Genomic DNA, 11,054 nt, shown 5'->3' with positions numbered 1-11,054 from the left:
AGTCGCGGCTTTGGGAGGCTTGGTTCCTCGCCCCCAACAAAGTGGGGAGAGGTGGCCGCGCAGCGGACGGAGAGGGGCCGGCGCTGCCGTATGCGATTGCACTGCCCTTTGGCCGGAGAGGTTTCACGCGCAAGATGATTGCGGTCAAGGCCCCTGTTTGTCACCGCCCGCAGCCGTTGGCGCCGCCGATGAGGATGTCATCGTCGACAGCGCTGCACTCATCGCTCTACTGATTGATCTCGGGCTCGACGAGCTTTGCCAGGTTCCGGAGCGATTCCTGCCAGCCGAGATAGCAGGCCTCGACCGGGATGACGTCCGGAATGCCGGCCTGGGTGATGTCGATCTCGGTGCCGACCGAGACTTTCTTCAGGATCACCGTCACCTGGATCTCGCCGGGCAGGTTGGGATCGTCGAACCTGTCGGTGTAGCGCAGGCGCTCGCCCGGAACGAGTTCGAGATACTCGCCGCCGAAGGAATGGCTGCCGCCGGTCGTGAAGTTGCGGAAGGCCATCTTGAACGTGCCGCCGACCTTTGCCTCGAGATGATCGACCGTGCAGGTGAAACCATTCGGCGGCAGCCACTTGGCCAGCGCATCGGCCTCGACGAAGGCGCGATAGACCTTTTCCGGGCTGGTGGTCAGAACACGGTGCAGACGTACGGTGCCGGGCATATTCTTTCCTTTCATCATTGCTGTTCGACGCCCCAAGGACGGGCCGCGCCTTGCCAATCCGACACAGGCGCCCGAATTTTTTAGGGCCCCGTCCGGGGCATGTCCAATTGGCGCAGCCCCCTTGGACTTACGTCGACTTACGCCGGCTCGGGTGGATTTGGGACTGCATTTTGCGGCGTGTGGCCCATCGTCGCGAATGACGAAGCGGATGGTCATTGTGAGGAGACAGTTTATAACGGTCGGCGAGATCGCGACAATCAAGGGGAGACGATGCGTTACATACGTCCGCTTTCAATCGAAGATGCCGTTGGCCAATTGGCCGGAGCGGCGGGGCCGGCGGCCATTCTCGCCGGCGGCAGCGACCTTCTGGTGAGGATGAAGGGCGGCTTCATCGAGCCCGAGCTGATCGTCGACATCAAGGGCATCGCCGGCCTGAGCGACATCCGCGAAACGGCCGACGGCTTCAGCATCGGCGCCGCTGTTCCCTGCGCCGTTCTGGGCGAGAGCGCCGTCCTGAAGAAGGCATGGCCTGGCGTCGTCGAAGCGGCGAAGCTGATCGGCTCGAAGCAGGTGCAGGGACGCTGCACCATGACAGGCAATCTGTGCAACGCCTCGCCGGCGGCCGACAGCGTTCCGGCGCTGGTCGCGGCCGGCGCCCGGGCGGTCATTGCCGGGCCCGGAGGCAGGCGCACGATCGCGGTCGAAGCCGTGCCGGTCGGGCCGGGCAAGACCTCGCTCGCCAAGGGCGAGATCATCGAGGCGATCCTGCTCGACAAGCGCGCGCCGCATTCGGGCGATGCGTATCTGCGGTTCATTCCGCGCACGGAGATGGACATCGCCGTGGTCAGCGCCGGCGTCAACCTGACGCTGGACGAAGCGGGCGTCGTGACGGTGGCCCGCGTGGCGATCGGCGCCGCCGCACCCACCGTGCTGCTGGTCGAAGAGGCCGCAGAGGCCCTTGTCGGCAGGAAGCTCGACGAAGCGGCACTCGAGCGGCTGGCCAAGGTCTGCTCCGGCGCCTGCCGCCCCATCGACGACAAGAGGGGCACGATCGAATTCAGACGGAAGGTTGCGGGCGTGCTGGCCAGGCGGGCCGCGATGACCGCCTATGCACGTGCGGGAGGCAAATGATGGCTGGCATAGCAGTTTCAACGACCATCAATGGCGACACGATCGAATATCTGTGCCAGCCCGACGAGACGCTGCTGGACGTGCTGCGCGACCGGCTCGGGCTGACCGGCGCCAAGGAAGGCTGCGGCACCGGCGATTGCGGGGCCTGCAGCGTCATCCTCGACAACCGGCTGGTGTGCTCGTGCCTGGTGTTGGGCGCCGAAGCCGAGGGCCGGCGCATCGAGACCGTCGAGGGCATGGCGCATGGCGATCAGCTGCATCCCTTGCAGCAGAAGTTCCTCGAGCACGCGGCGCTGCAATGCGGCATCTGCACGCCGGGTTTCCTGATCGCGGCCAAGGACCTCTTGGCCAAGAATCCCGATCCGACCGAGGAGGAAATCCGCTTCGGCCTGGCCGGCAATCTCTGCCGCTGCACCGGCTATGACAAGATCGTGCGCGCCGTCCAGGACGCGGCAAGCGTGATGAAGGGAGCCTGAAGATGAATTTCGATCCGCGTTATTCGGGGCGCAGTTTCAAATCCGTCGGCACGCGCCCCATCCGCCCCGACGGCGTCGACAAGGTCACCGGCCGCGCCCGCTATGGCGCCGACTTCAACATGGCCGGCCAGCTGGTCGGGCGCATCCTGCGCAGCCCGCACGCCCATGCGAAAATCCGCAAGATCGACACCTCCAAGGCCGAGAAGCTGAACGGCGTGAAGGCGGTGATCACCGCCGCCGACCTGCCCGATCTCACCGATGGCGATGCCGCCATGTACGACATCCTCGACAATTGCATGGCGCGCACCAAGGCGCTCTATGACGGCCATGCGGTGGCCGCGGTCGCCGCTGTCGATGCCCGCACGGCGAGGCAGGCGCTGAAGCTGATCGAGGTCGACTACGAGCCGCTGCCGCATGTCACCGATGTCGACGAGGCGATGGCGCATCACGCGCCGCTGATCAACGACACGATCTTCACCGAGGGTCTGGAGGAGAAGCCCGTAAAACCATCCAACGTCACCAAGCGCAGCCAGTTCGGCCATGGCGACGTGCATGAGGGTTTCGGGCATGCCGACTTCATCGTCGAGCGCTCGTTCAAGACCGAGCAGACGCACCAGGGCTATATCGAGCCGCATGCCTGCGTGGCGAGCGTCAGCTCCGACGGCACCGCGGACCTCTGGGTCTGCACGCAGGGGCATTTCGTCTACCGCCAGCACTGCGCGCAGCTGCTCGGCATGGAAGCCTCGAAGCTGCGCGTCACCTCGTCCGAGATCGGCGGTGGCTTCGGCGGCAAGACCCATGTCTGGGCCGAGCCGGTGGCGCTGGCTTTGTCGCGCAAGGCCGGACGGCCGGTGAAGCTTGTCATGACCCGCGACGAGGTGTTCCGCGCCTCGGGCCCGACCAGCGCCACCTCGATCGACGTCAAGATCGGTGCCCGCAAGGATGGCACCATCACGGCGGCGGAAGCGACGCTGCGCTACACCAGCGGCCCCTATGCCGGCAGCTGGGCCGAGGTCGGCGCCATGACGGCGTTTGCCTGCTACAAGCTCGATAATGTCAAGACGGTGGGCTACGAAGTGCTGGTCAACCGGCCGAAGACCGCGGCCTATCGCGCGCCGTCCGCGCCGATGGCCGCGTTCGCGGTGGAAAGCGCCGTCGACGAGCTGGCCAAGGAGATCGGCATCGACCCGGTCGAGTTCCGCATCAGGAACGCCGCCCAGGAAGGCACGCGCTCCTCCTACGGCCCGGTCTACGGCCCGATCGGCATCGGCCCGACGCTGGAAGCGGCCAAGCACCATGCGCACATGAAGGCGCCGCTCAAGGAGAACCAGGGGCGCGGCATGGCCTGCGGCTTCTGGTTCAATTTCGGCGGCCAGACCTGCACCGACTTGAACATCGGCATGGACGGCTCGGTGTCGCTCGCCGTCGGGACTGTCGATGTGGGTGGCTCCCGCGCGTCGCTGTCGCTGGTGGCGGCGGAAGAGCTCGGCATCGACTACAGCCAGGTCAAGGCCATCGTCGCCGACACCTCCAGTCTTGGTTATAACGACATGACCGATGGCAGCCGTGGCACGTTCTCCTCCTCCATGGCGACGATCTCGGCCGCCCGCAACGCGATCAGGATCCTGCGCGAGCGCGCCGCGCAGATGTGGGACATTCCGGTCGACGACGTCGTCTGGGAAAAGGGCCACGCGCTGGCCAGGGGCGAGAAGTACGGCAACCTCGCCGCGCTCTCGCTGAAGGAGATCGCGGCGCAATCCGGCAAGACCGGCGGGCCAATCGCCGGCCATAGCGAGCTCGTCGCCGACGGCGCCGGCGTCTCCTTCGCCACCCATATCTGCGACGTCGAGGTCGACCCCGAGACGGGCGCCACCAGGGTCATCCGTTACACGGTGGTGCAGGACGCCGGCAAGGCGGTGCACCCGACCTATGTCGAGGGCCAGTACCAGGGCGGCGCGGCGCAAGGCATCGGCTGGGCGCTCAACGAGGAGTATATCTACGGCAAGGACGGGCGGCTGCAGAACGCCGGCTTCCTCGACTACCGCATCCCGGTGTGCTCCGACCTGCCGATGATCGACACGCAGATCCTGGAAATCCCCAACCCCAACCACCCCTATGGCGTGCGCGGCGTCGGCGAAACCTCGATCGTGCCGCCGCTGGCGGCGATCGCCAACGCGGTGTCGAACGCGGCCGGCGTGCGCATGACCCACATCCCGATGTCGCCCCCGCGCATCCTGGCGGCGATCGAGGCGGAACTGGAAGGCTGAGATATCCAACGCTGAGGTTAGGTGTGTTGAGATTCAAGTCAGGACGAGTCGAGAACGACGGCTTGCGAGAACCGGAGCGGAGCGTACTTTTCGTACGTGAGCACCGGAAGCGCAGGAAGCCTTCGTTCGCAGGCCGGCGTCACTTGAATATCGGCACACCTTAAGCGATGGTCGAAGTCACGCTTTGGGGCGCGCTCGGCCAACTCGCCGGCGGCAAGAGCAAGGTCGAGATAGAGGCCAAGGACATAAGGGAACTGTTCAGGAAACTGGCTGAACAGTATCCCGGCTTCGAGCCGTGGATCGATCGCGGGATTGCCGTGGCGATCGACGGGGTGATCTATCGCGATACGTGGGGGAAGGAATTGCCGCCCGGGGCGGAGATATTTTTGCTGCCGAGGCTGGCTGGGGGTTAGGGGCCAGAGTTGGCTCATCGCCATTGCTTAGCCCAGGGTTCTCGAACGTCTGAGTGGCGCGAGATCGGATCGGCGCCCATGGAGCGAGGCCCGCCAAGCACATGCCTTTGTGCCGCGCGGTCGTGCGGAAGACCTCGAAGCCAGCGGAAATCTCACCGACTTTTGCCGGCGTGTTGTCGGACCGGCCTGGTTTCGAACGTTCCTGGGATAGCGCGCTATCAGAGGAGGCAGCCATGACCGACAAGACGCTCCCCACCATCACCGTCTTTGAACGGTCGCCTGATGGCGGCCAGGGACTGGCGCGTGACATGCCCGTTCGTTGGGCGCTCGAAGAAGTGGGGCAGCCTTACGAGGTACGCCTCGTTTCGTTCGAGGCGATGAAGCAGCCCGCGCACCGCGTGCTTCACCCCTTCGGGCAAATCCCGACCTATGAGGAAGGCGAGCTCGCTTTGTTCGAATCGGGAGCGATCGTGCTCCATGTCGCGGAGCGCCATGCGGGCCTGTTGCCGGACGATACCAACGCCCGCGCACGTGCGATCGCTTGGCTGTTCGCCGCGCTCAGCACGGTGGAGCCGCCGATCATCAACCGTGGCGTCGACGAGCCTTGGTACGAGCAGCGCCGGCCTCTGGTGGAGGAAAGCATCCGCAACCGATTGGGCGACCTTTCCAGCCGCCTTGGCGATGCCGACTGGCTCGACGCTGCGTTCAGCGCCGGCGACCTGATGATGGTGTCGGTGCTGCGCCGGTTGCGACGATCCGGCATCCTGGACGAATACCCGAACCTCTCCGCCTATGTCGCCCGCGGCGAAGCGCGCCCCGCCTTCAAGCGCGCCTTCGCCGCCCAGCTGGCGGTTTTCACCGCCGCCTCGGTTAACTGATCGAGATTCATAGTGGGTTCGCAGTCGTGTTACGAGTGTTTGTTCAGTCGGTCGGAGGCAGGACCAAGGTCGAGATCGAGGCCAAGGACATCAGGGAGCTGTTCAGGAAGCTGGCTGAACAGTATCCCGAGCCGCTGATCGACCGCGCGGGATTCCGGTGGCGATCGATGGGGTGATCTATCGGGATATGTGGGGGAAGGAGCTGCAGCCGAGGGCCGAGATATTCCTGCTGCCGAGGCTGCCTGGGAGGTAAGGGGCAAGAGTCTCACTGCTGTCGGCGACCAAGACCTGGCTGTACCGTGGACTCGGGAAGTGGCTTGACCATCGAGGACTGTTACTCGGCCGGCGGGCTGGTGGGGATTATGCTTGCCAGATTCGGAATGTCGAATATCTATCGGGGATGGACACGTTTTCGGTCGAGCAGCGAAGGGGCATCATGAAGGCCGTTCGACGCGAGGACACCGCGCCGGAGATTGTGGTACGGCGCCTGCTGCACGCTCAGGGTTACCGATATAGGCTGCATGCGAAAGAGCTACCGGGGAAGCCGGATATCGTGTTCCGGCTCAGGCGAAGCGCGATTTTCGTACACGGATGCTTCTGGCATGGCCACAGCTGTCAGAAGGGCAGACGACCCAACAGTCGAACAGAATACTGGGGGGCGAAAATCGAAAGAAATATGGCTCGGGATGCCGATCGCATCGAGAGGCTGCGCTTGAACGGTTGGCAAGTTCTGGTTGTCTGGGAATGCGAAACGCGCAAACGTGATCGAGATACCTTGATCGCTAAGCTCAGGGCTTTTTTGAGCTGATTCCAAGGGCCATCACGAGGTTGCACGCCTTTCCAACGTTTTCAGGGTACATGTTCGTTGCCTTAAGAATGCCGTCACCGTTCACGCTTCACGTGGGGAAAATAAAGTACTCTGAGTCTTGGCCGCGCTTGCATGGAAAGTTAATACTTGCTTTGTGAGTGCGAACTGCTTCGCGCGACGGAAGCTGGTGAATATGGGGGGATTTATGGACGATCATTCGAAAGCAGTTGCGCAGATTGCTCAAGGCTCTGAGGCCGCTCCTGCTCATATGAAGATGGTCGTACAAAGCGGCATGCTGAAAACGCTCGGCATCAACCTGTACACGAGCATAGGCAAGGTTCTGGTCGAGTTCATCGCCAACGCCTACGATAGCGATGCTACTAAGATTGACATTTCGCTTCCGTATGAACGCATCGCCGCCGAGCGAGATAAGCTACGGAAAGAGATGAAGACTAGGCGAGAGGAAGAAAAGAAAGCAGAACAGCATGCAGCGTCGGATGTTGCCGAACATCCGAACGGAAGTTCAGATGGCGTCGGCGCTGCGTTCGAGATGTTGGCGCATACGCTTCCCGAGGAGGTTCAGATCCTTCTAAGGGACGATGGTCACGGGATGAGCACGAACGAAGTCGAAACCCGATTCCTCCCGCTCAACCGGAACAGGCGCACAGACCCGAAGCCGAACCTCATGACCGAAGGGGGGAAGCGTTTCGTCATGGGTCGGAAAGGCCTAGGGAAGCTAGCAGGATTTGGCGTAGCGCAGAAAGTCAAGGTATGGACGAAGCGCCGCGGCCAGACGCACGCAACAATCATAACGATGGACGATGAGGAGATCGAAGGCGCGAAGGACGTCGGCAGTATCAAGATCCCCGTCACCTACGAGCGCGAGCTCGACCCTGAGTTACACGGCACAACGATCACTTTCTCCGTACTGAAGAGTGACGCCTTCCGCGAACAGAAGGAAACCATCGAAAAATCCATCCGCTCTTCCTTCAACGCGATCAGGCCGGAGGATTTCGCAATCAGGATCAACGATGAAATCCTAGCGCCAGCCATCCCAGACTATGAATTCGTCTATCCAGAAAGCCTGACGTTGGAAGGGATAAGGAGGAACGAGTTGGCGGAAGACAGCGTGCAGATCGAGGATCTAGGCGAGATGAAGTTTAGATACTACGTAGGCTTTCGAAAGCGGAAGGAACATTTGGCTGCAAAGGAGCGCGGGGCCCGCATCTACTGCAATAACCGCTTGGCCGCCGGTCCAACGTTGTTCGATCTCGGCACGGGGATGCACAGCTTCCATAGCCAAGACTATATGGAGTGTGTGGTGGAAGCCGACGACCTCGATCGCGGTTCAGTCGACATCATCAATACGAGCCGCACGCAGTTCAAAGAGGGCAGCGATCTCATCGGAACGATGGCTTCACGACTAGCCGAGATCATGAAGGCCGCCATAGCCCGGCACGGTCGCTTCCGCGAACAGGTTGCGGAAGACGAGATACACAAGGACCCCGAAGCGAACGTCGTCAATCGGATCATTGAGCACCTTCCGCGAAAGACGCGGCAGCCAGCAAAAAAGCTTTTGACGATGTTAGCGGCGGAGTACGGGGTCGGCACGCCTCAGTTCAACGAGCTCGCGCCGATAGTGGTACATTCGGTCAACGCCACAGATGTCCTCAGCAGGCTCATCACGCTGGGCTCGAAGCCGGAAACGCTCGATCGTATCGCGTCCTCTCTGCGGGAACTGGCTGAGATTGAGAAAGTCGACGCCCTCAAGCACTACCGCGGCCGCCGAAGCGGCATCCAGGCACTGCTGACGCTTGAGGAGAAGGGCGAGCAGCAGTGGAACAAGAAACAGACCGAAAAGGAGCTGCACGGCCTCTTCAAGGTAAACCCTTGGCTGATTCGCCCAGAATACGCGAATTACCTCGCCTCCGACGAGGACATGAACAAGGTTGTCAGCAAGCTCGCGAAGGTCCTCGGAGTCGACAAGTTTGCCGCAGTCGTCGATGACGAAGGCAATGAGGACGAGACCCGCCCGGATCTAGTTTTCCTAGTGAGTGATCCTCTCATGTCAGCCCCTCACGTCTTGAACGTTATCGAACTAAAAAGCGTGTCCAAACCCCTGACCTATGATCACTACAGGCAGCTCGAAGAATATCTCTTCAAGATTGGGGAATGGTGCCAAAGCGAGATGGGCCATGCTCCGGCGATGCACGGCTATCTCATCGGTGCCATGCCGGACACAAGCGCCACGGCCGTCGGTCAAAAGATGCTCCTCAAGAAATTTCTAGAATCGACACCGAAAGATCAGATCCGGATTATCGGGATCAGGCAGCTTATCAAAGATGCGTTGGCAGTCCATTTGGATGCGATCAAGACCCTCGAGCAGGACTTGAATGAAGATGAAGTCGACGATGGATCGCCAATCAGGCCTTCGTCCGAAACAGACAATGATCAGGCTGCCAAGCTGTCCGCAGTCTCGAAGGCAGACAACGCGGCGTAAATCTGCTTCGCCACTGCTCGGGCCAAGGGGATTGGGACACCGTTGCCGATTTGGCGGGCCACTTGATACGGTCGCCCGTCAATGAGCCAATCATCGGGTATCCCCTGGAGCCGAGCACCCTCGCGCAGGGAGATCGTCCGGTTTTCCGTCGGATGAAGATATCGCCCCTTCGAGGGGTTCAGAAACGTGCACCGAAGCGTGTTCGCGGGCTCATCGGGATCGATGCGCCCCCAGACGTCCGTCGCTTGGCAGCCGATCCTTTGCCAAGAAGGCGGACAAAGTTCCGGCGCTGCCTTCTGGATGTCCCGCTTATCGCCATTGGCGGGTACGAGGGCTACGCGCTGAGCTGACACGCCCTGCAATGTCGGCCAGCGATGCATCAGGTCGTTTTCCGCGATGGGTTCGTTTAACAATGCGTGGGCGCAACTGATCCGTTCGCTGACCGGCGCCGGCGGAGAGATAATCCCGATCTTTGATGCGATCGTGAAAGCTCTTCGCCGCAACTGAGGCGTTCCGAAATCGGCTGCTTCAAGCTCCCAAGTGAATATCTTGTACCCGCGCCGTCGCAGACCCCGTGCCAGTCGCTGCCAGTGTCCGGATTTCAGGAAGGGCGGAACATTCTCTATCACGATCACTTTCGGCTTGGCGCCGTCCGCCCAAGGGAGGACGGCGAAGCAAAGGTCATTACGGGCGTCAAGCGGGTCTCGGCGTCCCAAGGTGCTAAAGCCTTGGCAGGGCGGTCCCGCAATCAGAACGTCGACCGTCCCCAAGTTGAGGACGTCGGTCACGGATCCATGAACAGCGTTGGGGCCGACGTTGCGACGGTAAGACTTGACTGCCTCCGCATCGAGTTCGACTGCAAAGCGCGGCAGGAAGCCAGCCTGCCGGAATCCCTCACTGAAGAGGCCGGCACCCGCAAACAGATCGCCGATAGAGAACGCCAATGACCATCTCCCGCACTTGAGAATATCTATACATTCATATAAGCATGATAGGCTGCTACCGACAACCGTGAAATATGGCCGCTTACGAGAACCTGTCCCCTGGCGACATCGAGAATATAGCGACTTCGGTAAACAACCTGTTAACCTTAACGGGCATGCCGGTCGCTCAACTTGCGCGTGAGGCCGGAGTGAATCAGCCGATGGCGCATCGGGTCGCGCACGGAATGATCAAAAAGCGTACCCCGGCAGTGCGTCGACTGGAGCTATACGTTCATATAAGACTTGACGTTCGGTCTGCTCCAGACGTCGCGTCCCTGGACAAGGATGTGCTCGCCTATTTGAAAGCTGGCGGCGACATTTCCGCATTACGCGCTCTAATCCGCTCTTTCACAGAAGTCATGCACGGCAGAGAGTTACCGGAGCAGATTGGCCACTCAAGATGATGAAGGGTGCGCGCGTCCATCATAAGGGAGCCGTAGCGCTCGCAGTTGGATCGCCCATCCAGCGGCTCGATCCTGACCTACGTCTCGCCCCTAACCTCACGACAAGAACGTTTGCCTCTCACGCACCGTCGTGATGGCGCCAATACCCTCCTCGATCTCGCGTCTGCCGGCAAGGATCGCATCGCCGGCGGCGCTTTCGACCATCGATTGCGGCAGCTCCGTTTGCCCGACGAGGACCGGGTTCTTTCGGCCAAACCGGTGAACGGTTCGGGTTCCTGGCGGTAGCGCTGGGCCATCTGGACATTCTCCGGCACAAGCGGGTGGCGGATCTGACCTTCGAGCAGTTGACCTCGCGTCCAGCGACTAAGGCACTTAATCATGCGGGCCGACTTTGCCGTGGTGCCATCCGCCCAGGCGCTCGCGGGACCACGGATCCAGTAAACTGCGAATCGCGGTCGCTTCGGTGCAACGGAATCCGTGCGGAAACCCGTTCCCGCCTAACCTTGCCCTACCCCCCCAACCGC

General features: G+C 61.6%; 10 protein-coding genes. 8 read left to right on the top strand and 2 right to left on the bottom strand.

The genetic code is table 11. The annotated features are described in order from the left end of the window. Nucleotides 1–226: 226 nt before the first annotated feature. Complete coding sequence (locus FJ958_RS31115; RefSeq protein ID WP_140749883.1) at nt 227–670, bottom strand: SRPBCC family protein; 444 nt, start codon at nt 668–670, stop codon at nt 227–229. Between the two features lie 270 nt (nt 671–940). On the opposite strand from FJ958_RS31115, the gene FJ958_RS31110 reads away from it, so the two are divergent. The 8 genes from FJ958_RS31110 (at nt 941) to FJ958_RS31075 (ending at nt 9,143) form a co-directional block, all read left to right on the top strand. After that, complete coding sequence (locus tag FJ958_RS31110) at nt 941–1,801, top strand: xanthine dehydrogenase family protein subunit M (protein ID WP_140749880.1); 861 nt, start codon at nt 941–943, stop codon at nt 1,799–1,801. Next, nucleotides 1,801–2,277: a (2Fe-2S)-binding protein gene (locus FJ958_RS31105; protein WP_140693161.1), complete on the top strand. Its 477-nt coding sequence runs from the start codon at nt 1,801–1,803 to the stop codon at nt 2,275–2,277. Before FJ958_RS31110 ends, FJ958_RS31105 begins: the two co-directional genes overlap by 1 nt. 2 nt (nt 2,278–2,279) lie before the next feature. Beyond that, nucleotides 2,280–4,544 carry a xanthine dehydrogenase family protein molybdopterin-binding subunit gene (locus tag FJ958_RS31100; RefSeq protein WP_140749877.1) on the top strand — a complete coding sequence of 755 codons (2,265 nt, stop codon included), beginning with the start codon at nt 2,280–2,282 and terminating at the stop codon, nt 4,542–4,544. A gap of 167 nt (nt 4,545–4,711) precedes the next feature. Beyond that, nucleotides 4,712–4,957: a MoaD/ThiS family protein gene (locus tag FJ958_RS31095; RefSeq protein WP_140749874.1), complete on the top strand. Its 246-nt coding sequence runs from the start codon at nt 4,712–4,714 to the stop codon at nt 4,955–4,957. A gap of 233 nt (nt 4,958–5,190) precedes the next feature. Further along, nucleotides 5,191–5,835 carry a glutathione S-transferase family protein gene (locus FJ958_RS31090; protein ID WP_140749871.1) on the top strand — a complete coding sequence of 215 codons (645 nt, stop codon included), beginning with the start codon at nt 5,191–5,193 and terminating at the stop codon, nt 5,833–5,835. A gap of 35 nt (nt 5,836–5,870) precedes the next feature. After that, nucleotides 5,871–6,011 (top strand): hypothetical protein, encoded by a 141-nt coding sequence (locus tag FJ958_RS32375; RefSeq protein WP_246679861.1) that lies wholly within the window; start codon nt 5,871–5,873, stop codon nt 6,009–6,011. 224 nt (nt 6,012–6,235) lie between these two features. Continuing rightward, nucleotides 6,236–6,643, top strand: a complete 408-nt coding sequence (locus FJ958_RS31080) for a very short patch repair endonuclease (protein ID WP_140749868.1) — start codon at nt 6,236–6,238, stop codon at nt 6,641–6,643. A gap of 205 nt (nt 6,644–6,848) precedes the next feature. Next, entirely contained in the window at nt 6,849–9,143 is a 2,295-nt protein-coding gene (locus FJ958_RS31075; RefSeq protein ID WP_181176587.1) for an ATP-binding protein, read from the top strand. Here the strand turns inward: FJ958_RS31075 and FJ958_RS31070 are convergent. Further along, nucleotides 9,095–10,087, bottom strand: a complete 993-nt coding sequence (locus FJ958_RS31070; protein ID WP_181176586.1) for a DNA cytosine methyltransferase — start codon at nt 10,085–10,087, stop codon at nt 9,095–9,097. The genes FJ958_RS31075 and FJ958_RS31070 overlap by 49 nt on opposite strands. Nucleotides 10,088–11,054 lie beyond the last annotated feature (967 nt).

It is taken from the genome of Mesorhizobium sp. B2-3-5 (genome assembly GCF_006442395.1).
In the GTDB taxonomy this organism is placed as follows: domain Bacteria; phylum Pseudomonadota; class Alphaproteobacteria; order Rhizobiales; family Rhizobiaceae; genus Mesorhizobium.
Note: the sequence above shows the minus strand (reverse complement) of the source record. Positions and strands in the feature narration are given on the sequence as shown.

Excerpts from the sequence above, each read along its gene's own strand:
- FJ958_RS31115 (WP_140749883.1), bottom strand. The coding sequence starts at position 670 with ATGCCCGGCACCGTACGTCTGCACCGTGTTCTGACCACCAGCCCGGAA.
- FJ958_RS31110 (WP_140749880.1), top strand. The coding sequence starts at position 941 with ATGCGTTACATACGTCCGCTTTCAATCGAAGATGCCGTTGGCCAATTG.
- FJ958_RS31105 (WP_140693161.1), top strand. The coding sequence starts at position 1,801 with ATGGCTGGCATAGCAGTTTCAACGACCATCAATGGCGACACGATCGAA.
- FJ958_RS31100 (WP_140749877.1), top strand. The coding sequence starts at position 2,280 with ATGAATTTCGATCCGCGTTATTCGGGGCGCAGTTTCAAATCCGTCGGC.
- FJ958_RS31095 (WP_140749874.1), top strand. The coding sequence starts at position 4,712 with ATGGTCGAAGTCACGCTTTGGGGCGCGCTCGGCCAACTCGCCGGCGGC.
- FJ958_RS31090 (WP_140749871.1), top strand. The coding sequence starts at position 5,191 with ATGACCGACAAGACGCTCCCCACCATCACCGTCTTTGAACGGTCGCCT.
- FJ958_RS31080 (WP_140749868.1), top strand. The coding sequence starts at position 6,236 with ATGGACACGTTTTCGGTCGAGCAGCGAAGGGGCATCATGAAGGCCGTT.
- FJ958_RS31075 (WP_181176587.1), top strand. The coding sequence starts at position 6,849 with ATGGACGATCATTCGAAAGCAGTTGCGCAGATTGCTCAAGGCTCTGAG.